Annotated in this window: 22 protein-coding genes and 3 tRNA genes; 14 read left to right on the top strand and 11 right to left on the bottom strand. The window is 64.7% G+C overall.

The annotated features are described in order from the left end of the window. Positions 1-4: 4 nt before the first annotated feature. The 3 genes from FAZ97_RS07310 to ompR all read right to left on the bottom strand — a co-directional run bounded on the left by FAZ97_RS07310 (position 5) and on the right by ompR (position 2,851). On the bottom strand, positions 5-553 hold the full coding sequence (locus FAZ97_RS07310) for a peroxiredoxin (RefSeq protein WP_158757839.1): 549 nt from the start codon (positions 551-553) through the stop codon (positions 5-7). A gap of 160 nt (positions 554-713) precedes the next feature. After that, complete coding sequence (locus FAZ97_RS07305) at positions 714-2,063, bottom strand: ATP-binding protein (protein WP_158757838.1); 1,350 nt, start codon at positions 2,061-2,063, stop codon at positions 714-716. Positions 2,064-2,116: 53 nt separating this feature from the next. Beyond that, positions 2,117-2,851 (bottom strand): osmolarity response regulator transcription factor OmpR, encoded by a 735-nt coding sequence (gene ompR / locus FAZ97_RS07300; RefSeq protein ID WP_027814652.1) that lies wholly within the window; start codon positions 2,849-2,851, stop codon positions 2,117-2,119. A 251-nt stretch (positions 2,852-3,102) separates the two neighbouring features. Between ompR and FAZ97_RS07295 the strand changes: the two genes are divergently transcribed. The 3 genes from FAZ97_RS07295 (at position 3,103) to FAZ97_RS07285 (ending at position 6,454) form a co-directional block, all read left to right on the top strand. After that, on the top strand, positions 3,103-3,417 hold the full coding sequence (locus FAZ97_RS07295) for a hypothetical protein (RefSeq protein ID WP_158757837.1): 315 nt from the start codon (positions 3,103-3,105) through the stop codon (positions 3,415-3,417). A gap of 224 nt (positions 3,418-3,641) precedes the next feature. Next, positions 3,642-5,150 carry a DUF1800 domain-containing protein gene (locus tag FAZ97_RS07290; protein ID WP_158757836.1) on the top strand — a complete coding sequence of 503 codons (1,509 nt, stop codon included), beginning with the start codon at positions 3,642-3,644 and terminating at the stop codon, positions 5,148-5,150. Positions 5,151-5,218: 68 nt separating this feature from the next. Further along, the gene (locus FAZ97_RS07285) at positions 5,219-6,454 is read left to right on the top strand and encodes a DUF1501 domain-containing protein (RefSeq protein ID WP_158757835.1); all 1,236 of its coding nucleotides are present in this window, start codon (positions 5,219-5,221) and stop codon (positions 6,452-6,454) included. Positions 6,455-6,478: 24 nt separating this feature from the next. On the opposite strand, the gene FAZ97_RS07280 is transcribed toward FAZ97_RS07285, so the two are convergent. After that, on the bottom strand, positions 6,479-7,321 hold the full coding sequence (locus FAZ97_RS07280; RefSeq protein ID WP_158759086.1) for a squalene/phytoene synthase family protein: 843 nt from the start codon (positions 7,319-7,321) through the stop codon (positions 6,479-6,481). Between the two features lie 431 nt (positions 7,322-7,752). On the opposite strand from FAZ97_RS07280, the gene FAZ97_RS07275 reads away from it, so the two are divergent. Beyond that, positions 7,753-7,839, top strand: a tRNA-Leu gene (locus tag FAZ97_RS07275). Between the two features lie 152 nt (positions 7,840-7,991). Here FAZ97_RS07275 and FAZ97_RS07270 read toward each other — a convergent pair. Then, a complete protein-coding gene (locus FAZ97_RS07270; RefSeq protein WP_028206975.1) occupies positions 7,992-8,438 on the bottom strand; it encodes a MarR family winged helix-turn-helix transcriptional regulator in 447 nt (148 codons plus the stop codon). Between the two features lie 233 nt (positions 8,439-8,671). Continuing rightward, entirely contained in the window at positions 8,672-9,829 is a 1,158-nt protein-coding gene (locus tag FAZ97_RS07265) for a glycerate kinase (protein WP_158757834.1), read from the bottom strand. 428 nt (positions 9,830-10,257) lie between these two features. Here FAZ97_RS07265 and tig point away from each other — a divergent pair, with 428 nt between their 5' ends. From tig to FAZ97_RS07225, 8 genes are all read left to right on the top strand, one after another. Beyond that, positions 10,258-11,604: a trigger factor gene (gene tig, locus FAZ97_RS07260; RefSeq protein WP_158757833.1), complete on the top strand. Its 1,347-nt coding sequence runs from the start codon at positions 10,258-10,260 to the stop codon at positions 11,602-11,604. Between the two features lie 160 nt (positions 11,605-11,764). Then, the gene (gene clpP / locus FAZ97_RS07255; protein ID WP_028206978.1) at positions 11,765-12,418 is read left to right on the top strand and encodes an ATP-dependent Clp endopeptidase proteolytic subunit ClpP; all 654 of its coding nucleotides are present in this window, start codon (positions 11,765-11,767) and stop codon (positions 12,416-12,418) included. Between the two features lie 247 nt (positions 12,419-12,665). Beyond that, on the top strand, positions 12,666-13,937 hold the full coding sequence (gene clpX, locus FAZ97_RS07250; protein WP_028216418.1) for an ATP-dependent Clp protease ATP-binding subunit ClpX: 1,272 nt from the start codon (positions 12,666-12,668) through the stop codon (positions 13,935-13,937). A gap of 190 nt (positions 13,938-14,127) precedes the next feature. After that, positions 14,128-16,554, top strand: a complete 2,427-nt coding sequence (gene lon, locus FAZ97_RS07245; RefSeq protein WP_158757832.1) for an endopeptidase La — start codon at positions 14,128-14,130, stop codon at positions 16,552-16,554. Between the two features lie 305 nt (positions 16,555-16,859). Beyond that, on the top strand, positions 16,860-17,132 hold the full coding sequence (locus FAZ97_RS07240) for an HU family DNA-binding protein (protein ID WP_027796408.1): 273 nt from the start codon (positions 16,860-16,862) through the stop codon (positions 17,130-17,132). Positions 17,133-17,204: 72 nt separating this feature from the next. Further along, positions 17,205-17,280: transfer RNA gene (locus tag FAZ97_RS07235), tRNA-Val, on the top strand. Positions 17,281-17,315: 35 nt separating this feature from the next. Beyond that, positions 17,316-17,392: transfer RNA gene (locus FAZ97_RS07230), tRNA-Asp, on the top strand. Between the two features lie 103 nt (positions 17,393-17,495). Beyond that, positions 17,496-19,442, top strand: coding sequence for a SurA N-terminal domain-containing protein (locus FAZ97_RS07225; protein WP_158757831.1), 1,947 nt, complete (start codon positions 17,496-17,498; stop codon positions 19,440-19,442). A gap of 93 nt (positions 19,443-19,535) precedes the next feature. On the opposite strand, the gene FAZ97_RS07220 is transcribed toward FAZ97_RS07225, so the two are convergent. The 3 genes from FAZ97_RS07220 to FAZ97_RS07210 are packed head-to-tail and all read right to left on the bottom strand — an operon-like array spanning position 19,536 to position 20,744. After that, complete coding sequence (locus FAZ97_RS07220) at positions 19,536-19,892, bottom strand: hypothetical protein (protein ID WP_158757830.1); 357 nt, start codon at positions 19,890-19,892, stop codon at positions 19,536-19,538. After that, positions 19,889-20,050, bottom strand: a complete 162-nt coding sequence (locus FAZ97_RS07215) for a hypothetical protein (protein ID WP_158757829.1) — start codon at positions 20,048-20,050, stop codon at positions 19,889-19,891. Before FAZ97_RS07215 ends, FAZ97_RS07220 begins: the two co-directional genes overlap by 4 nt. A gap of 58 nt (positions 20,051-20,108) precedes the next feature. Continuing rightward, the gene (locus FAZ97_RS07210) at positions 20,109-20,744 is read right to left on the bottom strand and encodes an arylesterase (protein ID WP_233271540.1); all 636 of its coding nucleotides are present in this window, start codon (positions 20,742-20,744) and stop codon (positions 20,109-20,111) included. Between FAZ97_RS07210 and FAZ97_RS35185 the strand changes: the two genes are divergently transcribed. Together FAZ97_RS35185 and FAZ97_RS07205 are read left to right on the top strand one after the other, a co-directional pair. Then, positions 20,743-20,904, top strand: coding sequence for a hypothetical protein (locus FAZ97_RS35185; RefSeq protein WP_199272107.1), 162 nt, complete (start codon positions 20,743-20,745; stop codon positions 20,902-20,904). The two genes, FAZ97_RS07210 and FAZ97_RS35185, sit on opposite strands and share 2 nt — an antisense overlap. Next, the gene (locus tag FAZ97_RS07205) at positions 20,901-21,641 is read left to right on the top strand and encodes an ABC transporter ATP-binding protein (RefSeq protein WP_158757828.1); all 741 of its coding nucleotides are present in this window, start codon (positions 20,901-20,903) and stop codon (positions 21,639-21,641) included. Before FAZ97_RS35185 ends, FAZ97_RS07205 begins: the two co-directional genes overlap by 4 nt. A gap of 78 nt (positions 21,642-21,719) precedes the next feature. Here FAZ97_RS07205 and pgi read toward each other — a convergent pair whose 3' ends face one another. Both pgi and FAZ97_RS07195 read right to left on the bottom strand, forming a co-directional pair. Then, positions 21,720-23,339: a glucose-6-phosphate isomerase gene (gene pgi, locus FAZ97_RS07200; RefSeq protein WP_158757827.1), complete on the bottom strand. Its 1,620-nt coding sequence runs from the start codon at positions 23,337-23,339 to the stop codon at positions 21,720-21,722. A 276-nt stretch (positions 23,340-23,615) separates the two neighbouring features. Next, positions 23,616-25,208 carry an NAD(P)H-hydrate dehydratase gene (locus FAZ97_RS07195; RefSeq protein ID WP_158757826.1) on the bottom strand — a complete coding sequence of 531 codons (1,593 nt, stop codon included), beginning with the start codon at positions 25,206-25,208 and terminating at the stop codon, positions 23,616-23,618. Positions 25,209-25,217 lie beyond the last annotated feature (9 nt).

The following is a 25,217-nucleotide window of genomic DNA, read 5'->3' as shown; positions in this document are numbered from 1 at the left end:
TGCGCTAGAGCGTCTCGCCGCCCACTACACGCCCGTCGGGGCACAACTCGCCGGTCTGCAGCCCGTCGAGCACGCGCAGCACTTCTTCGGCGCTGCGCCCGACGTTCAGGTTATTCACCGTGACATGCTGGATCGTGTTGTCGGGGTCGACGATGAACGTGGCGCGCAGCGCCACGCCGGCTTCCTTGTCGCGGATGCCGAGCTGATCGATGAGCTCGCCCTTCACGTCGCCGAATGAATAGTGATTGAGGCGATCGAGCGTCTTGTCCTCGCGCCGCCATGCGAGCTTCACATATTCGTTGTCGCAACTGCCGCCCATGATGACCGTTTCGCGGTCATCGAATTCCTTGATGAGCCTTGCGAACGCGATGATCTCGGTGGGGCAGACGAGCGTGAAATCCTTGGGGTAGAAGTAGATGACCTTCCACTTGTTGGCGAAGGTCTGTTCGGTGATCTCGATGAACGCCGATTCGCCGTTCTCCACGGGATGGTTGAAGCCGGGCTTCGCGGCGGTGACGGTGAAGGCTGCGAGTTTGTCGCCGACGGTTTTCATGGCGGAGCTCCTCAGACGAGAGGCGGGCGCGCGGCCCGCTTTGACGCCGCGCGCAAAGCGCATCGCGGCATGCCGATGAAAACGATTGTCGCAGGAGCGGGCGGCGCGTGATGCGAGGGTGCGCCGCCGCCGGACTTCGGTCAAGCGAGGGTAGAGAAGCTCAGGCGCCCTTGGCGAGCGGGAACTCGATCGTCACTTCGAGGCCGGGGCCCGGCAGCCGGTTGCGCAGGCGCAGCGCGCCGCGATAGCGGCCCACGAGGCGCTGCACGATGGCCATGCCGAGGCCGGTGCCGTTCGCCTGTGTGCGAGCCGTGTCGACGCGGTAGAACGGCCGCGTGACGAGCGGCAGCTGATCCTCGGGAATGCCCGGGCCTTCGTCGACCACCGAGAGTTCGACGCGCGAATGCGAGACGCGCGTTTCGAGCATGATGTGGGGAATGCCGTCGGTTTCGCTCGCGCCGTACTTGCGAGCGTTTTCGATGAGATTGCCCACCACGCGGCGCATGTCGGTATCGTCGGCTTCGATCATCGCCGAAGGCGCGAGCCGCGTGATGAGGCGCACGCCGTCTTCGCTCGCCATGCGCGCGGCCATCTCGCCGGCAATGACCGAGAGATCGACGCGCTCGGGCATGCGCTGGGCAGGGCGCGCGTAGTCGAGGAAGCGGCCGATGATCATGTCCATCTGCTCGATGTCGTCGATCATGGCGTCCTTGGTCGCCTGGTCGGACGGACTCATCTCCGTTTCGAGCCGCAGGCGAGCGAGCGGCGTGCGCAAATCATGCGAGATGCCGGCGAGCATCAGCGCGCGGTCGGCCTCCAGCTGTTCGAGGTCGCGCACCATCTGGTTGAACGAGCGATTCGTTTCGGCGGCGACGCCCATGCCGCTCTCGGGCAAGGGCGCGGGCGGCTGCCCGGAGCCCAGCATGCGCGCCGACATGGCCAGACGTGCGAATGGCCGGTTCACGAGGCTCGTGATGAAGGCCGCCCCGAAGAGCGATAGCGCGAGCGCGGAGATGCCCCATCCGACCCATTGCAGGCCTGTGACGTTGTCGAGTTGGTCGCGGTCGAGCGCGACCCAGTAATCGTCGTCGTCGATCTTGAAGCTGATCCACACGCCCGGAATGTCGTTCACGGACTGCGCGATGATCGTGTCGTCGCCAAGACGCCCGCGAATGTCATGCTCGATCAGGCGATTGAGCGACTCGTCGGGCTGGAGCTTGTACTTGTCCGTGGTTTCGCGCGGATACACGCGCACGCCCTCGTTGCTCTCGAGATCCTGCAGCAGCGCGCGGCGCAGATCGGGATCGGAGTAGAGCAGCGCCGTGCGCGTGAGCTTCACGATCGCGACGAGCTGAAGCGCCACGCGCTGCGCGCGCGGCTCCCGCTCGATCACGCGAAAGCTCTGGAACCACGCGGCGAGACTCACCGCAATGAGAAGGGCGATCAGCAGGAAGGTGCGCCAGAACAGATCGCCGAACGCGAGCGTGAGCAAACGCCGGTCAATCCGCATGGACCCTTCCCGTTTCAACAGAGGCAGTGCAGACAACGAGACACCATCCAGGATCAGGCGGCGCCGTCGGGAATGAACACGTAGCCGAGGCCCCAAACCGTTTGAATGAAACGCGGGCTGCCCGGATCGGGTTCGATGAGCTTGCGCAGGCGCGAGATCTGCACGTCGAGGCTACGGTCGAACACTTCGTATTCACGGCCGCGCGCAAGCTCCATGAGCTTTTCACGCGAGAGCGGCTGGCGCGGATGACGTGCGAACACCTTGAGCACCGAGAATTCGCCCGTGGTGAGCGGAATTTCCTGGCCCGCCTTGGTGAGCGTGCGCGTGGCGAGATTCAACGCGAATTCGCCGAACTCGAACACCTCGGTGGTTTCCGAGGGTGCGCCCGGCAGTTCGGACGGCGCCTGGCGGCGCAACACCGCATGAATGCGTGCGACAAGTTCGCGCGGGTTGAAGGGCTTGGGCAGATAGTCGTCGGCGCCCATTTCGAGGCCGACGATGCGATCCACGTCCTCGCCCTTGGCGGTGAGCATGATGATGGGCGTGCGGTCGTTGCTGCCGCGCAGACGGCGGCAGATCGACAGGCCGTCTTCGCCTGGCAGCATGAGGTCGAGCACCAGCAGATCGAAGCGCTCGCGCACCCACAGCTTGTTCATGGCGGGGGCGTTTTCGGCCACGTAGACGTTGAAGCCCTGCTCGCCGAGGTAGCGGCGCAGCAGGTCACGAAGTCGGGGATCGTCATCGACAACGAGAATTTTGGACGGGTTTTTGGTTTCCATGCCTGGCATCTTAGCGCGATTGGATACTGATGCGAGTTTGCACCAATTATCAGGTTACAGTCAGTTACAAAATTTACCCGTGCTGTGCCACGACGGCAAGCACTGACAGATAGACTTCTTTACGTAAAGCGGCTGTTCGGTAGATACTTCATTCGACTTTAAAATTCATGCCCGCGCCGAGCCGGGTTCGCACATGTATTCGAGGTAGCCGTTTGCCGCGTCAAGAAGGGAAAAAAACGATGGGAGGGGTCAGGCCGACAATGCGCCACACCATGCTTGCACTGGCGCTTGCCGGTGGCGTGGCGGCTGCACTGGAGTCGGTGCCGGCCCGGGCCCAGCCCTCAGCAGACCGCTACGACAACTCGCAGTCCTTTGCTCGCTCTCCGGGTGGCAAACCGTCGATGCGGCGCGTGCGCAGCGATCCGGTTCCGCGTCCAGCATCTGACATCAACCAGCGTGCCGCCGTTCCCCCCGACCTCGATCAGCGTCGTCGCGACGGCCATATGACGCCCGAAGAACGGCGCCTCTTGCGTCAGCATATCGAAGACGCCGTGCGCGAACTGTACAAGCGCTAATACCGCTTTCTGCGCGCGTCAACGCCGCGGCGCAGCGATAACGTTTACGCAATATTCAATTCGCCCCTCGTTCACGCCTTTCTCGCGCCTTTCACGATTTTATCGGCATGCAATCGTGCTGAAAAAAACCGTAGCAATTGCGTCGTCAACATCCGTTTCGTCACATCCGTTAAGCCGGTACATTCATTGACTGCGCCGGCGGTTTCGTCGTGCGCCCATTCATCATGAGCGACTCAAGACGGCCGAGGCAAAGCGAGCAGTCCATCGCGGGCGCAGAGGCGTCGAACGACGAAGCGGATGCGCTGCTCGACGCCGACGACGCCCGCCATCTTCTCGCACGCACAGGTTTCGCGCCGCGCGAGAATGAAGTCGCGCCTTACGTGGGGCTCACGCGAGAGCAGGCTGTCGCGCGGATCGTCGGCAACGCGCGCAGCGAGGCGCTGACGCCACTGCCCGCATGGAGCGCTGAAGTGCCGCCGAGCCGGGCGCAGCGCAACGCGTGGACCCCGCAAGAGCGCCAGGAAGCGCAGCGCCAGCGCGGTGCCCGCTACGACGAATTGCGCGCGTGGTGGCTGCGCGAGATGCTCGTCACGCCTTCGCCGTTGACCGAGCGCATGACGCTCTTCTGGCACAACCACTTCACCTCGGGGCAGGACAAGGTTGGCGAACCGCAGTTGATGTCCGCGCAAAACGTACTCTTGCGGCGCGACGCGCTGGGGAGTTTTGCGAGCATGCTGCACGCCGTCGCAAAAGACCCCGCGATGCTGCTCTACCTCGACGGCGCGAGCAATCGCAAGGGCCGTCCCAACGAGAATTTCGCGCGCGAAGTGATGGAATTGTTCACGCTGGGCGAAGGGCAGTACTCGCAGCGCGACGTCGCCGAAGCGGCGCGTGCGTACACGGGCTGGAGTCTCGATCCCGACACCCAGGCGTTCGTCTGGCGCCCCGACTTGCACGACGCTGGCGAAAAGACCGTGCTGGGACGCAGCGGTGCGTTCGACGGCGATCAGGTGCTCGACATCCTGCTCGCGCAGCCGCAAACTGCCCGATATGTGTCGGGCAAGCTGTGGCGCGAGTTCATCTCCGCAACAGCCGACGAGGCACAGCTCACGCGCGTTGCCGATCGTTTTCGGGCGAGTGGTTATGACGTAGGCGTGGCGCTTCGCGCACTGCTCGCGACGCCCGCGTTCTGGGATGAGCGCAACCGTGGCGTGCTCGTGAGTTCGCCGGTGGAATTCATCGTCGGGACAATGCGGCGGTTCGATGTGGCGTATGGCGACACGCTGCCGTTTGCGCGCCGCTCGGCCGCGCTGGGCGAGAATCTGTTTTACCCGCCGAACGTGAAAGGGTGGCCCGGCGGGGCGTCGTGGATCAACAGCTCGACACTGCTCGCACGCAAGCAGTTCGTCGAGCAGCTGTTTCGTGCGACGGAAGCAGGGCGGCCGCATGCCTCGGCTGTACCCGAGAAGGTTGCGGCAAGCGTGCCGCAAAGCATGCAAAACACGGTGAACGTGATGCGCCGCGATGGGCTGCAAGGCGGTATGCGCTTCGATCTGGACGGCTGGCTCTCGCGTTACGGTCTCGCTGCCGATGCCTCGCCCGGCCTTTCAGCGCAGTTGCAGATGCAGCATGCAGTCCTGCCGCTCGCGCCAGTCGATGCGATTGCAGTTGGCAGCAGTGCGGGTTCCTATCTCCAGGCACTGCTGATGGATCCGGTGTATCAGTTGAAGTGAAGTATGGATATGAACGGCCGAATCCCCGGCGGCAATGTGCGCCGCCGCACTGACAAGCGAGGCAAGCCATGAAGCGACGCGACTTTCTTGCAGCCGGTGCGACGGCCGCCGCCGCGATGGCGGGTTCTGCGCTAGGGTTGCCTCGCGTCGCGCGCGCACAAGGGGCGATGCCCGTGCGCCCCGGCCTTGCCAGCGGCTATGAGAACCTGCTGATTCTCGTCGAACTCAAGGGCGGCAACGACGGCCTCAACACGGTCGTGCCTTTTGCCGATCCGCTCTATTACAGCTACCGGCAAAGCATCGGCGTGCCGCGCGCGCAGGCGATCCAGCTGGACGAGCGCACGGCGCTGCATCCGGCGCTCGCGCCGCTCATGCCGATGTGGCGCGCGCACGAGCTTGCGATCGTGCAGGGCGTGAGCTACGCGCAACCGAATCTTTCGCACTTTCGTTCGATCGAGATCTGGGACACGGCTTCGCGCGCCAATGAGTATTTGCGCGAAGGCTGGCTCACGCGCGCGTTCGCAAGCGAGCCGGTGCCGCCCGGATTCGCCGCCGACGCGCTCGTGCTCGGCAGCGCCGAGATGGGGCCGCTCTCGAACGGCGCGCGTGCCATCGCGCTCGTGAATCCGGCGCAGTTCGCGCGCGCTTCGCGCCTCGTCACGCCGGTCTCGCTCAAGGAGCGCAACCCCGCGCTCGCGCATATCCTCGATGTCGAGAACGACATCGTCCATGCCGCCGACGCCCTGCGGCCACGCCCAGGCAATTACGCGTTGAAGACGGCGTTTCCTTCAGGGGCGTTCGGCGCTTCGATCAAGACGGCCATGCAGGCGCTCGCATCGAGCGACACCGCGCAGGGCGCGCCGGTGGCGGGGCGCGGCGTCGCGGCGATTCGTCTGACGCTGAACGGCTTCGACACGCACCAGAACCAGCCGCAGCGTCACGCCGACTTGCTGCGCCAGTTCGCCTCGGGCATGGAGGCGATGCGCTCGGCGCTCGTGGAACTCGGGCGTTGGGATCGCACGCTGATCGTGACGTATGCGGAATTCGGGCGGCGTGTGCGCGAGAACCAAAGCCGCGGCACCGATCACGGTACGGCTTCGGCGCACTTCGTCGCGGGCGGGCGGGTAGCGGGCGGCCTTTATGGTCAGGCGCCGCAACTCGCGCAGCTCGACGGCAACGGCAATCTGCCGGTGGGCGTCGACTTCAGGCAGATCTATGCGACCGTGCTGGGCCCCTGGTGGGGGCTCGACGCGCGGGCCGTGCTGCAGCAAGGCTTCGAGCCGCTGCCACTGCTGCGCGCCTGATGCAAGCGTGAGCAGGCGCGAGCTTTAGCCGCGCCGCGCCGCGCGCCAGGCGATCCACAGCTTGCGCACGGGCGTGAGCACGATCTGCTGATGCAACACCTGGTAGCCTTCGCGCTCGACTTCGTCGAGCAGCGCGAGTTCGAGCGCTGCAAGCGCACGCAAGGTGCGCTGGTCGCGGCGCGCCGAGGCGGGAATCGCGTTGAGCGCGGCGTGTACCGCTTCGCGCGCACGCGAGGTCTGGAACTGCATGAGTTCCGTGAACTCCGCGCTATAGCGCCGGTTGATGAGATCGGCGGCGGTGACGTTGTAGCGCTGCAATTCGTCGATAGGCACGTAGATGCGGCCATGGCGCGCGTCGTTGCCGATCTCCGGCACGAACTGGGCGAGCATGAGCGCGTTGCCAAGCGGTGCGGCCCAGCGTGAGGCGTCCTGGCGGTCCTCGGGCGTGCGCGCGCTGAGTTGCGCCACGAGCGAGGCGAACGTGCCGCCCACGCCTTCCATATAGCGGCGCAGATTCGGCAGATCGAGATAGCGCGCCTGCTCGAAATCCATCTCGAAGCCAGCGAGCAGCGCCTGCAAACCAGGATAGACGGCCTTCGGATCGTCGAGATGCGCGGCGAGCGCCTGAGTGACCGGATGCGCGGGATTGCCCGCGGCGAGCGCGGCCAGTTCCTTTTGCCACCAGGCGAGCTTCGTGCGGCCAACGGTGGGATCGCTCGTTTCTTTCGCGGTTTCCTCGAGTTCGCGGCGCAGCGCGAAGAGTGCGGTCAAGAGCGGTTGGCGCGCGGCGCGGGCCTGACGCAGCGCATAGTAAGTGCTCGAACCAGGGGGCGCCGCCTTTTGCAGGCAGTATTCGTCGAAGTTCACGGCGTTCGGAGGTGTGGGGCGAAGCGGTTCGCGCGGCGGGCAGAGCGCGGCGCGACGATGGAGCCGCGATTCTAGCATCGGCGCGGCTTCTGGCCGGCCCGGCGGGGCTGGCCAGCGTGCTGGGCGATGCGCCGTCAGGATCCGTCGAGCACTGGTTTCAGGATGCAGACAAGCGCCAGGCAATCGGTTAGAATCTCGCGCTTGCGCTTTCTGACGCTTAGCTGGAGGCGCGCAGCCGGCACATAATGAAGCATTGCCGCCGGCGGGCGTAGTCAGAAAGCAGGCTGGATTGCGGGCGACGTGGACAACGCCGCCCGGCGTCTCACGAGGACTCGATCAGTCGGCATGTCGCACAGGGTTGTATCGCACGCGTTTTTTGTAGTGAAGCGCAGCGGTCCTGCCGGGCGCAAGAACAGAAGCGCAAAGAATTCGCGTGAGTGGCGAAATTGGTAGACGCACCAGGTTTAGGTCCTGACGCCCGCAAGGGTGTGCCGGTTCGAGTCCGGCCTCACGCACCAAAGTAAAAAGGCCATGTACCGTCAGGTACGTGGCCTTTTTGTTTGTGCGAAGTCAGCGCGATACTCACGCTGCACTCGCGATGGCGGCCTGGACGTTGCCCGATCCCGTCCGCCATCTGTTTCGCTTATTGCCTCTGCTTGCGCGTACCGCCTTACAGTTCGGTCTGCATCGCTTCGATCACCTTGTCGAGCGCACGCGCGAGCGCGTCGCGCTCCTTGTCGTCGAGGCTCGCGAAGAGGTCGACATTCCACTTGCGCGCGATGGGCATGACCTTGCGATACAGCGCGCGTCCATCGGTTGTGAGCGAAACGAGCACGAGGCGTCCGTCTTCCTCGCTCGTGTCGCGTTGCATGAGGCCGCGGCGCATCAGCGCCTCGGCTGCACGGCTTGCCTGGCTCTTGTCGAGATTCGCGTGACGCGCAAGCTCCATCACGGAAAACGGGCCGAACGCCCCCACAGCTGCAATGAGCCGAGCCTCCGGAAGTGTGATGCCGAGCTTCGCTTGGTAGCGTTCGCTGGCACCCCGTTCGGAGAGTTTGTTCAGGACATGCAGCCGATAGGTGAGGAATTGTTCGAGTCCGGCTTTGCTTGCCTTCATGGGAGTCCTGGTCTGGTCGCTTGGGAAGGGCGCGATCGTGTCGCGATTCCATGATTGTTGCCCCATCTTGCGCGCGGGTCAACGCATCCGAACCCTTGCGCAACACGTCGGGTGCGGTGCACGAATCTATTAATCGCTTACTGCGGAATGTGTGGCGCGCGCACGCAACGAATCGGACTGCGAATCCCGGGTTCCGGCGACCAGGCCGGGGCGGTGCGCCCCGACGAATCTGCCTAGATGGATGTACGCGCAGCGTATTTGAGGCGGGCGAGTTGCTCCGCTTCGTTGGCAAGCAGGCGTGCGGCGTCGCGAATCGCGGTTTCGAGCGTGATGGGACCTGGAGCCGGCGAGAAGCAGCCGCTGAAATGCTCCGCGAGGCGCGGCAGGGCGGCCGCGTCCACGGCGCCCGAGAGCAGCGTGGCGGGCACGCCCACGGCCACGGCGTGGCGGCAGGCGATGAACGGTGCCTTGCCGTGCAGCGTCTGCACGTCCGAGCGGCCTTCGCCGGTGATGAGCCAGTCGGCGCGATCGAGTGCTTCGTCCAGACCGATGGTGCGCGCAACGACTTCGGCGCCGGGCTCGAAGCTCGCGCCGAGCATGCGTAGCGCGAAACCGAGGCCGCCGGCCGCGCCGGAGCCCGCTTCGTCGCGCACGCGGCGACCGAGCGCCGCTTCGAGCAGATCGGCGAAACGGCCGAGCGCCGCGTCGATCTGCGCGACCTGGTCGGGCGTCACGCCTTTTTGCGGGCCGAACACGGCAGTCGCGCCGTGCTCGCCAGTGAGCGGATTGTCCACGTCCGACATGCCGACGAACGACACCTCGCGAAGCCGCGCGTCGAGCCCGGACACATCCACGCGCGCGACTTGCGCGAGCGCTTGCGGCGTGGGTTCGAGCGGCTTGCCGGCGGCGTCGAAGAGCTGCAGGCCGAGGCCTGCGAGCAAGCCGGCGCCGGCGTCGTTGGTGCTGCTGCCGCCGAGCGCCACGTAAAAGCGCCGCACGCCTTCGTCGAGCAGCGCACGGATCGCTTCGCCCATGCCGCGCGTGCTGCGCGCCTCCACCGGCACGCCCATGCCCACCGGGTCCGTGATGCCGACGATCTCGGCGGTTTCGACGATCGCGCTGCCGTCGCCCAGCAGGCCGAGCGCGGCGTCGCGCTTCGGGCCCGCTGCCCCTTCAACGGTGATGACGCGGCGCTCGCCGCCCATCGACAGCATCGCGTCGAGCGTGCCTTCGCCGCCGTCGGCCATCGGGCGGATGCGGATGTCGGCGTCGGCGCGCACGCGGCGGATGCCCTCGGCGATCGCGGCGGCGACCCCGTCCGCGCTGAGCGAGCCTTTGAATGAATCAGGAGCAATGACGATTACGGGAGCGTCAGTCGACGAATTCGGCATGGTGTCTCTGCTGGAAGAATTGTGTTGGGAGCGGCTGCGGCCGGCGGGGCGTCCGGCGCGAGCGTAAGCTTAACAGCCTCGCCGGGTGCGCTGGATAACGGCGTTGCGATAGCGCGGATCGCGGCGCATTTCAGGCGCGTAGCGATGCAAAAGCAGGCCGAAAGTGGGTCAAAAACAGGCGCATAGCACACTCAAACGGCAATTCCGCTGGCAGCGGGAAATAGTTTGCTAAAATACTTGGCTCTTTTGACGGAACCGCACCGCAAGCCGCCCGTTTCGGCGCTGTTGAGCAGGCGCACGATGCGCCTGCATTCAGCGCCAAAGCGGGTTGCTGGACCCCGGTTGATCCCGGCGGGCCCCAGCGGGCCGCGGCACGCAAAGACCACAGATTACTGATTCGCTCGAACAATTTTAGGACGATTGAAGCCATGGCTAACGTTGTTGAAAACCTCGGCAAGCTCGAACGCCGCGTGACGATTTCCCTGCCGAAGGACGCCGTGCAGAAAGAAATCGATTCGCGCATCCGTAAACTCGCAAAGAACGTGCGCATGCCGGGCTTCCGCCCGGGCAAGGTGCCGCTCAAGATGGTCACGCAGCAGTATTCGGGCCAGGTCGAAGCAGAAGTCCTGAGCGACAAGGTCGGCAAGGAATTCTTCGACATCAGCCGCGCTGAGAACCTGCGCGTTGCCGGCCAGCCGAGCTTCGCACCGAAGTCGGAAGCCGCCGAAGGCGACTACGCATTCGACGCGACCTTCGAGGTCTACCCGGAAGTGAAGCTCGGCGACGTCGCGACGGCCGAAATCGAGCGCACGACCACGACCATCACCGAAGCCGAAATCGACCGCACGCTCGACATCCTGCGCAAGCAGCGCGTGCACTTCCACGCTCGCGGCGAAGCGGGCGAGCACGGTGACGGCGGCGCCGACACCGAAGCGAAGGAAGGCGACCGCGTGACGGTCGACTTCGTCGGCAAGATCGACGACGTCGCGTTCCAGGGCGGCACCGCTGAGGGCTTCGCATTCGTGCTGGGCGAAGGCCGCATGCTGCCGGAATTCGAAAAGGCCGCGATCGGCCTGAAGAAGGGCGAGTCGCGCGAATTCGACCTCGCGTTCCCCGAGGACTATCACGGCAAGGACGTCGCCGGCAAGACGGCGAAGTTCACGATCACGATGCAGCAGATCGAGTGGCCGCACCTGCCGGAAATCGACGCTGAATTCGCGAAGTCGCTCGGCATCGCCGACGGCGACCTCGTGAAGATGCGCGCCGAAATCAAGGACAACCTCGAGCGCGAAGCGAAGCGCCGCACGCAGTCGATCGTCAAGAACCAGGTGATGGACGCGCTCCTGAAGATCTCGGAACTCGACGTGCCGAACGCACTCGTTGAGCAGGATCAGGAACGCCTCGTCGAAATGGCGCGCGCCGACCTCGCGCAGCGTGGCGTGCCCAACGCCAAGGACGCGCCGATTCCGGCCGAAATGTTCAAGGAACAAGCCGAACGCCGCGTGAAGCTCGGCCTCGTGCTCGCCGAACTCGTGAAGGCCAACGGCCTCGAGGCAAAGCCGGAGCAAATCCGTGCTGAAGTCGACGAATTCGCGAAAAGCTATGAGGACCCGAAGGAGGTCGTGCGCTGGTATTATTCCAACCAGCAGCGTCTGGCCGAAATGGAAGCCTACGTCGTCGAATCGAACGTCGTGGACTTCGTGCTCGGCAAGGCCAAGGTGACGGACAAGCAAGTTAGCTTCGAAGAACTGGCAAGCGCGACGGCGCAGGCTTAAATCTGCCCGCTACGGCGTGCCGGCTGTCGGAGCGACCGACGGCCAGCACGCCGTTTTTGTATCCGCAGGTTTTAGCCATGCTGCCCGTGTGGTTGATTTAACCGGGGTCCGTCGCCATACCGGTATATCAGAAGAACTTTTCCAGACAAGGATGCACCGCATGACCATTCGCGCTCAATCGCTGGATACGTTGACCTCCCACTCGTCGCGGGACTTCGACCCGCAGGCGCTCGGCCTCGTGCCGATCGTCGTCGAAACGAGCGGCCGCGGCGAACGTTCCTACGACATCTACTCGCGCCTGCTCAAGGAGCGCGTGGTGTTCCTGGTCGGCGAAGTGAACGACCAGACGGCGAACCTCGTGGTCGCCCAGCTGCTGTTCCTCGAAAGCGAAAATCCGGACAAGGACATCAGCCTGTACATCAACAGCCCGGGCGGTTCGGTGTCGGCCGGCATGGCGATTTACGACACGATGCAGTTCATCAAGCCGGACGTTTCGACCCTTTGCATGGGCCTCGCGGCCAGCATGGGCGCGTTCCTGCTGGCTTCGGGCGCCAAGGGCAAGCGTTTCGCGCTGCCGAATTCGCGCGTGATGATTCACCAGCCGCTCGGCGGCGCGCGCGGCCAGGCTTCGGACATCGAAATCCAGGCTCGCGAAATCCTGTACCTGAAGGAGCGCCTGAACCAGTTGCTCGCGCACCATACGGGTCAGCCGGTCGAGCGCATCGCGCGCGACACGGATCGCGACAATTTCATGTCGGGTGACGACGCACAGGCATACGGTCTCGTCGACCAGGTTCTGCACAAGCGTCCTTAAGCTGCGCGGGCGGTTTTGCGCGTCCGACCCTGCGAAGGGCGGCGCGCAAACGAAGCCCTGAAGGAATAGCTCGGCCCCCGTACAAAAGGGGATAGCCGACGCCGCGCAGACCTTGTGGAATAATCGGCAAACGCGCTTCGCGGCCTGCGGCCCCCAACGCCGTCACAGCAAGCGGTTCACGCACCCTCCGGCCTGGCCGGGGGAAACGGCGTATCATGTAACAGAGTGTCCGGAGGCTCATTTATCCATGGCGGACAAGAAAGGTTCTAACAGCGAGAAGCTGTTGTATTGCTCGTTTTGCGGCAAGAGCCAGCATGAGGTGAAAAAGCTCATCGCTGGTCCGTCGGTGTTCATCTGCGATGAATGCATCGACCTGTGCAACGAAATCATTCGCGACGAAGCCGCCGGTGCGGGCGTCGACGCGGCGCTGTCGCGCTCGGACCTGCCGAGCCCGCAGGAGATCCGCGACATCCTCGACCAGTACGTGATCGGGCAGGAGCGCGCGAAGAAGATCCTCGCAGTGGCGGTGTACAACCACTACAAGCGTCTGAAGCATCTCGACAAGAAGGACGACGTCGAACTCTCCAAGAGCAACATCCTCTTGATCGGCCCCACGGGCTCGGGCAAGACGCTGCTCGCGCAGACGCTCGCGCGCCTTCTGAACGTGCCGTTCGTGATCGCCGACGCCACCACGCTGACCGAAGCCGGTTATGTGGGCGAAGACGTCGAGAACATCATTCAGAAGCTACTGCAGAACTGCAATTACGAGGTCGACAAGGCCCAGCGCGGCATCGTCTATATCGACGAAATCGACAAGATCAGCCGCAAGTCGGACAACCCGTCGATCACGCGCGACGTGTCGGGCGAAGGCGTGCAGCAGGCGCTGCTCAAGCTCGTCGAAGGCACGATGGCTTCGGTGCCGCCGCAGGGCGGCCGCAAGCATCCGAACCAGGATTTCATCCAGGTCGACACGACCAATATCCTGTTCATTTGCGGCGGCGCGTTCGACGGCCTGGAAAAGGTCATCACCGACCGCACCGAAAAGACCGGCATTGGTTTCGGCGCGAGCGTGAAGAGCAAGCAGGAGCGCGATACCGGTGAAGTGCTGCGTGAAACCGAGCCGGAAGACCTGATCAAGTTCGGCCTGATCCCCGAACTGATCGGCCGTCTGCCGGTGGTCGCCACGCTCGGCAAGCTCGACGAAGCCGCGCTCATGAAGATTCTGGTCGAGCCGAAGAATGCGCTAGTCAAGCAGTATCACAAGCTCTTCAACATGGAGCGCGTGGAGCTGGAAATTCGTCCGGCCGCACTGCAGGCCGTCGCCCGCAAGGCGATCCGCCGCAAGACCGGCGCGCGTGGCCTGCGCTCGATCCTGGAACAGGCATTGCTCGACGTGATGTACGAGCTGCCGGCCATGAAGGGCGTGAGCAAGGTCATCATTGACGACAACGTGATCGACGGCGATGGTAAACCGCTGTTGATCTACGAAGACGCGCCGAAGGTTGCAGGGTCGAACTGATGGTGGTGATCGGCTAAAGAGTTCCGGAAAAAGGCCGTTCATACAATGGGATGAACGGCTTTTTCGTTTATCTTGAGGTCGATGGCGCACTATTTTGGAGTCACTGAACTTTTCCCACACGCGCGAGGCTTGCAATCGGTTGTGCAGGCCTCACTTACCGAACAATTGATTCCACTCATGGGGAAATGAAATGTCAGGAACCCAACTCCTCCCGCCGGAACGCACCACGCTCCCGCTGCTGCCGCTGCGAGACGTCGTAGTCTTCCCGCATATGGTGATTCCCCTTTTCGTGGGCCGACCGAAATCGATCAAGGCCCTCGAAGCGGCAATGGAAGGCGGCAAGCACATCATGCTCGTCGCCCAGAAAACCGCCGCTAAGGACGAGCCGACCGAAAAAGACATGTATGAAGTAGGGTGTGTCGCCAACATCCTGCAAATGCTCAAGCTGCCCGACGGCACCGTGAAGGTGCTCGTGGAAGGCTTGCAGCGCGCGAAGACGCTTTCCATCGAAGAGCAGGAAACGCAGTTCTCGTGCGAAGTCATGCCGCTCGAACCGGACCACGCCGACAGCGCCGAAACCGAAGCGCTGCGCCGCGCGATCGTCTCGCAGTTCGACCAGTACGTGAAGCTCAACAAGAAGATCCCGCCGGAGATCCTGACCTCGCTGTCGGGCATCGACGAAGCCGGGCGTCTTGCTGACACCATCGCTGCGCATCTGCCGCTCAAGCTCGACCAGAAGCAGCACATCCTCGAGATGTTCCCGGTCGTGGAGCGTCTGGAGCATCTGCTCGCGCAACTCGAAGCCGAAATCGACATTCTCCAGGTGGAGAAGCGTATTCGCGGCCGCGTGAAGCGCCAGATGGAAAAGAGCCAGCGCGAGTACTACCTGAACGAACAGGTCAAGGCGATCCAGAAGGAACTGGGCGAAGGCGAAGAGGGTGCCGATCTCGAAGAACTCGAGAAGCGCATCACGGCCGCGCGCATGCCCAAGGAAGCCAAGAAGAAGGCCGACGCCGAACTCAAGAAGCTCAAGCTGATGTCGCCGATGTCGGCGGAAGCAACCGTCGTGCGCAACTACATCGACACGCTGATCGGCCTGCCGTGGCGCAAGAAGAGCAAGGTCAACAACGACCTCTCGAACGCCGAAGCCGTGCTCGACGAAGACCACTTCGGTCTCGAGAAGGTGAAGGAACGCATTCTCGAGTATCTCGCGGTGCAACAGCGCGTGGACAAGGTCAAGGCGCCTATTCTCTGCCTCGTCGGGCCTCCGGGCGTCGGCAAGACGTCGCTTGGTCAGTCGATTGCGCGCGCAACGAATCGCAAGTTCGTGCGCATGGCGCTGGGCGGCGTGCGTGACGAAGCCGAAATCCGCGGCCACCGTCGTACGTACATCGGTTCGATGCCGGGCAAGATCCTGCAGAGCCTGACCAAGGTCGGCGTGCGCAATCCGCTCTTCCTGCTCGACGAAGTCGACAAGATGGGCATGGATTTCCGCGGCGATCCGTCGTCAGCGCTGCTCGAAGTGCTCGATCCGGAACAGAACCACACGTTCGCCGACCACTACATCGAAGTCGATTTCGATCTCTCCGATGTGATGTTCGTCGCCACGTCGAACTCGCTGAACATTCCGCCGCCGCTGCTCGACCGGATGGAAGTCATCCGCCTGTCGGGCTACACGGAAGACGAGAAGGTCAGCATCGCCCAGCGTTATCTCCTGCCCAAGCAGAAGAAGAACAACGGGCTGAAGCCTGGCGAGATCGAAGTGACCGAAGGCGCGATCCGCGACATCATTCGCTACTACACGCGTGAAGCGGGCGTGCGTTCGCTCGAGCGCGAAGTCTCGAAGATCTGCCGCAAGGTCGTGAAGATGCTGTTGCTGAAGAAGGCCGACAAGGCCGTCACGGTAGACAGCGCTAACCTCGACACTTTCCTCGGCGTGCGCAAGTACGACTTCGGTCTGGCTGCGAAGGAAAACCAGATCGGTCAGGTCACGGGGCTCGCGTGGACGGAAGTCGGTGGCGATCTGCTGACGATCGAAGCGGCGGTCATGCCCGGCAAGGGCAATGTGATCCGCACGGGTTCGCTCGGCGACGTCATGAAGGAATCGGTCGAAGCGGCGCGCTCGGTGGTGCGCTCGCGTTCGCGTCGCCTTGGCATCAAGGACGAAGCGTTCGAGAAGCAGGACATCCACATCCACGTGCCTGAAGGCGCGACGCCGAAGGACGGTCCGTCCGCGGGCGGTGCGATGACGACGGCGCTGGTGTCCGTGCTCACGGGCATTCCGGTGCGCGCCGATGTCGCGATGACGGGTGAAATCACGCTGCGCGGCGAAGTGCTGCCGATCGGCGGCCTGAAGGAGAAGCTCCTCGCAGCGCATCGCGGCGGCATCAAGCTCGTGCTGATTCCGGAAGAGAACGTCAAGGATCTCACCGAGATCCCGGACAACGTGAAGAACGCGATCGAAATCGTGCCGGTCCGCTGGATCGACAAGGTGCTCGAACTCGCGCTCGAACGTGCGCCGCAGCCGCTGCCGGAAGAAGAAGTGAAGGCCGAGAACGCCAAGGCGCCGGTGGCCGAATCGAAGGATGCCGGTGCGACGGAAGTCGTCAAGCACTAAGCCTTCGGTAAGCGCTCCAGCGCAGCGCCTTAGCCCCAAAAAGCCCGCGGCATGGTCCGCGGGCTTTTTTTTGCGCGTCACAGTTCATGACGTTGTGGTGACAACCAGCGGTCTTTTTTGCGATTTCCCACTTGTTCGAATAATCCCTCGAATATTCCCTCGAATCGCCCGCCGAATCAGGCTGAACCCCGCTTGACACGGCCCTTTCGGCCCCGTTAAATGAGCGGTCCCCGCGCTATGCCGGGGACGTCTAACCAATAAGTTGACCTTCTTACGATTGCCCAAACACATTCTCGGGGGCTGGAATGAATAAAACGGAACTGATCGACCATATCGCGCAACAAGCCGACATTTCGAAAGCGGCTGCGGGACGCGCACTCGACGCCGTGATCGGCGGCGTCAAAGGGACGCTCAAGAAGGGCGGCTCGGTCACGCTGGTCGGCTTCGGCACGTTTGCCGTCGGCAAGCGCACGGCGCGCACGGGCCGCAATCCGCGCACTGGCGACGCGATCAAGATCAAGGCGGCAAAGGTGCCCAAATTTAGGCCTGGCAAAGCGCTGAAGGATGCGCTAAACTAGCGGGCTCGCTACCTGAGAAGGTGGCGCAGCAGAAGTGGCAGTACCGGAAACAGCGCAGGAAAGCATGAAGCTGGGTGCTTAGCTCAGTTGGTAGAGCGGCGCCCTTACAAGGCGTAGGTCGGGAGTTCGAGCCTCTCAGCACCCACCACAGCTTCAGTTCTGGGACCTCGCGCAAAACCGCATGGAGCGGTAGTTCAGTTGGTTAGAATACCGGCCTGTCACGCCGGGGGTCGCGGGTTCGAGTCCCGTCCGCTCCGCCAAGGATATCTCGACAAGAAGGCGAACTCCGGTTCGCCTTTTTTGTTGGCCGCTGTTGTAATATCGGGCGTTCCATTTTTTGGCGCCCTCAACGTCTGGTCACGCATGCTCGACTTTTTCCGCAATCACAAACGCCTGATGATGTTCATGCTGCTCCTGGTCATCCTGCCAGGGCTGGGCTTCGTCGGTATTCAAGGTTTCCGCGGCTTCTTCGATGAAAGCGCGAACGTCGCAAGCGTCAACGGCCACAAGATCACGCGTGTCGAATACGACAACGCGGCGCGCCAGCAGCTCGACCAGGCCCGCCAGGTCCTCGGCGCGCAATTCGATGCGAGCATGTTCGACACGCCCCAGCATCGCAAGGACATCCTCGACGGATTGATCCAGCAGCGCGTGCTCGTGGACGAAACGCAGCGCCTGCACCTCACCGCCTCGGACGACGCCGTGCGCCGCGCGCTGCTCGCCGACCCGGTGATCTCGTCGCTCAAGAATCCCGACGGTTCGATCAATCTCGACCAGTACAAGCAACTGCTCGCCATGCAAGGCATGACGCCCGAGCAGTACGACGAGCGCGTGCGCTATAGCCTCGCCATGCAGCAGCTGCCGGCGTCGATCATCAGCAGCGCGTTCACGCCGAAGGCGCTCGCGCAGCAGCTCACCGGTCTCTCGGAGCAGCAACGCGAAGTGCAGGGCCTGGCGTTCCACGCGACCGACTACGCGCCCAAGGTCACGCCGACCGACGCGCAACTGCAGGCGTACTACGACGAGAACAAGAACGCATTCGCCACCCCGGCCACCGCGCAGATCCAGTATCTCGTGCTCTCCGCGGCCACGGTGGCTGCCGGCGTGCAGCCGAGCGACGCCGATCTCAAGAAGTACTACGACGACAACATCGCGCACTACCGCACGCAGGAAGAAGTGCGCGCGAGCCACATCCTGATCACGGTGCCGAAGGACGCGAGCGCCGACGTGCGCAACGCTGCGAAGCAAAAAGCCGAATCGATCCTCGCCGAAGTCAAGGCGCATCCGGATCAGTTCGCGCAGATCGCACAGAAGGAGTCGCAGGACCCGGGTTCGGCCTCGAAGGGCGGCGACCTTGGTTACTTCGGCCCCGGCATGATCGCGGGCGGCCAGGCGTTCGACGACGCGGTCTTCAAGCTCAAGAAAGACGAGATCAGCGACGTGATCCAGTCGGACTTCGGCTATCACATCGTCAAGGTCACCGACCTGAAGCCGGCGGTCACGAAGCCGTTCGACGACGTGAAGGCGCAGATCGCGAACGACGTGAAGGCCCAGCAGGCCGCGAAGGTGCTCGCCGAAGCGAGCGACGGCTTCACGTCGCTGGTCTACGAGCAGGCCAAGAGCCTGCAGCCGGCCGCGGACAAGTACAAGCTGACGATCCAGACGGCCACGGTTACGCCGAAGCCCAATGCAACGCTGCCGCCGGATAGCCCGCTGAACAACCAGAAGTTCCTCGACGCGGTATTCGCGAGCGACTCGGTGAATCAGCACAACAACACCCAGGCAATCGACGTCGGCAACAACACGCTGATCTCGGCGCACGTGACGAACTACCAGCCGGCCGCCGTGCCCGCGTTCGCCGCGGTCAAGGATGCCGTGCGCCAGAAGGTGGTCGCGCAGCAGGCCGCCGACATGGCGCGCAAGGACGGCGAGGCCAAGCTCGCGGACCTGCAGAAGTCGAAGTCGACCGATGGTTTCTCGTCGGCGCTCAAGGTCTCGCGTAACGACGCTCAGGGTCTGCCGCCCAGCGCGCTCTCCGCAGTCTTCAAGGCCGATGCGCAGAAGCTGCCCGCCTATGTCGGCGTGGACCTCGGCAAAGATGGCTACGCGATCTACCGCGTGAACAGCGTGACGAATGGCCCGGCCGCTGACGGCCCGCGTCTGGCCGCCGCGCAGCAGCAGCTTGCCCAGGTGGGCGGGCAGTCGCAGGTGCAGTCGTATCTCGACGCACTGCGCGAGCGCTCGAAGGTCAAGCTCTACGGCTCGCTCGGTTCGGCCAGCCAGTCAGGCGACGGCGACAGCGGTCAGTAAGCACGACCCGAGTATTAGGCAGCCGCCGTCCAGCGCCACAGAAAAAAGCCCCGCGAAACTTCGCGGGGCTTTTGCGTTCTGGCGAGCGCGAAATCAGAGGCAGGCGTTGATGTCGCCGGTGGCGCCGGTGGCGTCTCCACCCGCGCCGCCGCCGGAGCGGAAGCCGACCCACGTCTTCGCGCTGGCGCTCCACGCCGGGCGCACCGTTGCCGCTGCGCCGTTAGGCGGCTGCTGGCCAGGGACGTAGACGTCGACAGCCTGGCCGTTGGCGAGCACGGACTGCGAGACGACTTGCTGCTGCGACTTGTCGGCCCATTTTTGCGCGATGCATTGCGCAACCGTCGCAGGCGGTTGCTGGCTGGTGCCGACGGACTGCGCTCCGCTCGGCATTGGCTGATTGGCGCAGGCAGCAAGTGCTGCCGTTACGACAATGAGAGGTAAATATTTCACGCTTCTTCCCTCCAGTCGGGGTCGGTCGGGTTCAGACGGCGAAGCCGCTCGGGCTCGCGTGTCTGACGCAAAACGTGGCCAATGGCGAGAGGCAGTCGTTCGCCGCCACGCCACCTGAGCGGCGTGAGCGGCTTGAGCGCGTGAAGGGCGGGGCCCAAGGACAAGGTCGTCCGGTGAGGGCGTCCGCACTGTCCGCACGTTTGCCCGGCTGCCGCCTCAGCGCCGCCCGCCGTTGCCGAGCAGCGGCTTGAGCGTTGGCCACACATTGCCAAGTAGCAATGGCTGTGCCTGCTGGGTGGGATGGATCTGGTCGGACTGGAAGAGCTCGGGCTTGTCGGCGAGCCCGGCGAGCAGAAAGGGCACGAGCGGCACGTTCAGTTCTTTCGCAAGCCGCTCGTAGATCGCGTGGAAGTCGCGCGTGTAGTCGGGCCCATAGTTGGGCGGCACGTACATGCCGATGAGCACGGGTTTAGCACCGCCCTTGCGGATCTGCGCGACGATGGCGCGCAGATTGCTCTCGGTGGTCGTGAGCGGCACGCCGCGCAGTGCGTCGTTCGCGCCCAGCTCGACGATCACGATCGAGGGCTGGATGCGCTGCATGACGAGCGGCAGGCGGGTGAGTCCGCCGCTGGTCGTGTCCCCGCTGATGCTCGCATTCGCAACGTTATAATCGATCCGCTCGCTCGCCAGGCGCTCGCGCAGCAAGGCCACCCAGCCTGTGTCGCGCGGCAGGCCGTATTCGGCGGAAAGGCTGTCGCCGAGCACGACAATATTGGGTTTCGCCGTGGCGGCGGGGTTCGTCGCCGCGTTGGCGGTGGGCGCGGGCGTGGCTGCGAGAGCGGCGCTGGTCATGCCAAACGACGCGCCAAGCATGGCAGCGGCGGTCAAGGCGGCGATCGAGGCAAAAGCGGATGCAAACGCGCTGAAGCGGGACCCGGCGCGAGAGAGGGCGGCGCGCCGCGCGGCGCGCTTCTGGTTCACGGCTAACCTGTGCGTCATCATGTGCGAATGAATAGCGATCCAGTCATCGAAGTACGGGGTTTGAGCAAGCGGGTGACCGACGCCACGGGCGAACTGACGATCCTCGACGGCATCGACCTCGCCGTGCAGGCGGGCGGGAGCGTCGCGATCGTCGGCGCGTCCGGTTCCGGCAAGTCGACGCTGCTCGGCCTGCTGGCCGGCCTCGACAGCGCGAGCGCGGGATCGGTGCGCCTGCTCGGTCATGAGCTTACCGGCATGGCCGAAGACCAGCGCGCGGCACTGCGCAACGGTTCTGTGGGCTTCGTATTCCAGTCGTTCCAGTTGATGCCGCATCTCACCGCTTTGGAAAACGTGGCGCTGCCGCTCGAACTGCAGGGCGGCATGTCGACGCGCGATGCCTTCGCCCGCGCGCGCGCGCTGCTCGAGCGCGTGGGTCTTGCCGAGCGCACTGGCCACTATCCGAAGCTGCTCTCGGGCGGCGAGCAGCAGCGCGTGGCGCTCGCCCGTGCCTTCGTGACACGCCCGGCCGTGCTGTTTGCCGACGAGCCCACCGGCAGCCTCGACGCCGCCACGGGCCACGCCGTTATCGACCTGATGTTCGAACTCAACCGCGCCAACGGGGCGACGCTCGTGCTCGTCACCCACGATGTCGATCTTGCGCAGCGGTGCGACGCGATCATCACGATAGAAGCGGGGCGTCGCGTGGCGAACGCGCCGCATGGCGGAGCGCCTTCGCGCAACGCGAGCAATGTCGAAGCCGGGCGTTAGTGCGCGGACAACCAGCAAGCCGACAAATAAGCTGATAAGCGGCGTGCGCAGTCCACGCGCACGCCGAATTTCCGCAATTTAACGCTTGAGCGCCGCACGGGCGCGCGCGATTAGCGCGGCCGTGGACGAATCGTGCGGCTTCACGTTGCCGCTTGCTGCGTTCAGGTCGGCTTCGACCACCTTGCCGAGGATCTTGCCGAGTTCCACGCCCCACTGATCGAACGGATTGATATCCCACACGCAAGCCTGCACGAGCACCTTGTGCTCATACAGCGCGATGATCGCGCCGAGCGAGCGCGCGGTCAGCGCGTCGACGAGCAGCGTGGTGGTCGGCCGGTTGCCGGGGAACATGATGTGCGGCACGAGTTCGGGCTTGTCCGGGCCCGCGATCTTGCGCGCTTCATCCTCGGTGCGGCCGAGCATCAGCGCTTCGCTCTGTGCAAAGCAGTTCGCGAGCAGCTTCGGATGATGGTCGGACAGCGGATGCTCGGGCGTGAGCACGGCGATGAAGTCGATCGGCACGATCGTCGTGCCCTGGTGCAGCATCTGGAAGAACGCATGCTGGCCGTTCGTGCCGGGCTCGCCCCAGGTGATCGCCGAGGTCGCGTAATCGACAAACTTGCCGTCGAGGCGCGCCTGCTTGCCGTTGCTCTCCATCTCGAGCTGCTGCAGGTATGAGGGCAGGAAGTGCAGCGCTTCGGAATAGGGCGCGACGAGATAGCTCTGCGAGCCGAAGAAGTTGCGATACCAGACGCCGATCATGCCGAGCAGCACGGGCAGGTTCTTCTCGAGCGGCGCTTCGCGGAAGTGCTTGTCCATGTCGTGCGCGCCGGCGAGCAATTCGTCGAACTGCTGCGGCCCGATGGCGATCATGATCGAGAGACCCACGGCCGACCACAGCGAATAGCGGCCCCCGACCCAGTCCCACATCTCGAATACGTTTTCCTTCGCGATGCCGAACTTCACGACTTCGGCCGGATTGGCCGAGACGCCCACGAAGTGCTTCGCGAGTTCGCCTTCCGGGCAACCGTGCTTGACGAACCAGTCGCGCATCGACAGCGCGTTGGTCATGGTTTCGAGCGTCGTGAACGTTTTCGAAACGATGATCGCAAGCGTCTCTTCCGGGTCGATGTTTTCGATCGTGCGCCACAGGTCCGCGCCGTCGACGTTCGAAACGAAGTGCGAGGTGATCTCGGGCAGTTCGAGATGCTTGAGCGCGTGCACGACCATCTTCGGCCCGAGGTCCGAGCCGCCGATGCCGATGTTCACGACATGCCGAATGCGCTTGCCGGTGTAGCCGGTCCATGCGCCGCTGCGCACGGCGTCGGCGAATTTCGCCATCTTTGCGCGCTCGGCGAGGATCTGCGCGTGGAACGGGGCGTCGGCCTCGGTGGCGCGCAAGGCGGTGTGCAGGGCCGCGCGGCCTTCGGTCGGGTTGACGACTTCGCCCTTGAACATCGCATCGCGGCGCGCTTCCACGCCGGCCTCGCGAGCCAGCTGCACGAGCAGCTTCAGCGTGGCGTCGGTGATGCGGTTCTTCGACAAGTCGGCGCCGAGGCCGGCGCCGGCGAACGTGAAGCGTTCGGCGCGCGTCGGCGCAGGGTCGTTGGCGGGAGCGAACCAGTCGCGCAGATTTTCGTCGCGGATCTGTTCGTAATGCGTCTGTAGCGCGGACCAGGCGGGGAGCGGATTCGTCATGTTCGTCTAGCGAGGGATCACGAATAGGAGGGCGGCAGGTGCGGTTCGCCGGTCAGGCCGAACGCGCTTCGCGCGCCGCGGAGAAAGCACGGGCCGCCTCCGGTGAGAGACGGCGTGCGGAGGATCAGTATAGCGGCCTCACGCGACACTGCGCAGCGTTCTGGCGCGTGCGGCGGCAATGCGCGCGAGAGGCGGGTCAAAGGGCGCAGCGAAGCAAGCGGTGTGCCGCGCGGGCGAAGGGGCGGCGTGCGGCTTCAGGTTGCGCTCAGGTTGTGTTCAGGCTGCGCAGCCCGGCGGGTAAAAGAGCCGGTTCATGAGCTTGCGCACGACTGGCGCGAGTTCGCCAGCGGTGAGGCCAGCGGGGCCTTCGCCTTGCGCGCACAGAGTGTCGGCGGCGAGGCCGTGCAGGTAGACGCCCGCGAGCGCCGCCTCGTAGGGCGGCAGGCGCTGGGCGAGCAGCGCGCCGATCATGCCGCCGAGCACGTCGCCGGTGCCGCCCGTGGCGAGGCCGGCGTTGCCGGTGGGATTGACGGCGACACGGCCGTCGGGGGCGGCAATCACGGTGCCGCTGCCCTTGAGCACCGCAACCGCCGCATAGCGGGTGGCGAGGGATCGCGCTGCGGCCACACGGTCGCGCTGTACTGCGGCTGTGTCACAGCCAAGCAGACGCGCTGCTTCGAGTGGGTGCGGCGTGAGCACGCAAGGCGCTCCGCGCGCGTCGGCTGACTGCGCAACATGTGCTGCGAGCGCCTCGTCGCGCGCAATGAGGTTGAGCGCGTCGGCGTCAAGCAGCACGGGGGACCGAAGGCGCAGGATGGCGTCCACCAGCTGCCGTGCGGACGCGCTGCCGCCCATGCCGCATCCTGCCGCCACGGCGTCCATCGCGTCGAGCGCGAGCCGGGCCGCCGCATGCAGCATGAGTTCGGGGTGCGGGGCGTCGTAGGGCGGCGCGTCGCTGCCGAGAAAGCCCACGTGAACCTTGCCCGCGCCGGTGAGCAGTGCGGCGCGCGCGGCGAGAATCGGCGCGCCGCACATGCCCGTGTCGCCGCCCACGACGGCGAGCGTGCCGAACGTGCCCTTGTGGGTCGCGAAGTCGCGTGCGGGCAGCGCGGCGGCGAAGAGCGACGGTGCGTTCAGGCGCGCGGCGCCCGGCGTGTCTTCAGTGTCGATGCCGATCGGCGCGAGCGTGACGGCGCCCGCGTAGTCGCGCCCGACACCTGTGTACAGGCCAGGCTTGGCGGCGATGAACGTCACGGTATGTGTGGCGCGCACGGCGGCCCCGCTGCCGACGACGTTGCCCGTGTCGCTGTCGAGGCCGCTCGGCACGTCGAGCGAGAGCACATGGCCATGACTGCGCGCGCGTGCCGAGAGTTTGGCGGCGAGTTCGGCGAACACGCCTTCGAGCCCGCGCGCAAGACCAATGCCGAACATGCCGTCGACGAGCCAGCCGTAAGCGTCGAATGAAGCGGGCGCGGACGAGACGATGGGCACGCCCGCCGCGCGTGCCTCGGCGAGCGCCCAGTGCGCGTCGTCGGGCTTGACCTCGACTGGCATGCAGACTTCCACGGCGACGCCCGCGCGATGCAGCTCAGCGGCGACGACGAGCGCGTCGCCGCCGTTGTTGCCGGGCCCCGCGGCGAACCACACTGGCTTGTCGCTCGCCCACGAGGGCGCATGCGCGAGTTGCTCGCTCAGGAAGTGCGCGGCGGCCGCGCCTGCGCGCGCCATGAGCGTGTGAGCAGGCAAAGCGGCCTGTGCGGCGACTTCGGCCTCGCGTAGCGCTTCGACGCTAAGAAGTGGGACCGCACGATCGTGCGGATTGACGAGCACCGGTTGCCCGGTGCCGCAGGAGTGGGGAGCGTGCGTCATGGCGATGCG

The organism is Paraburkholderia acidiphila (assembly GCF_009789655.1).
GTDB lineage: Bacteria > Pseudomonadota > Gammaproteobacteria > Burkholderiales > Burkholderiaceae > Paraburkholderia > Paraburkholderia acidiphila.
Note: the sequence above shows the minus strand (reverse complement) of the source record. Positions and strands in the feature narration are given on the sequence as shown.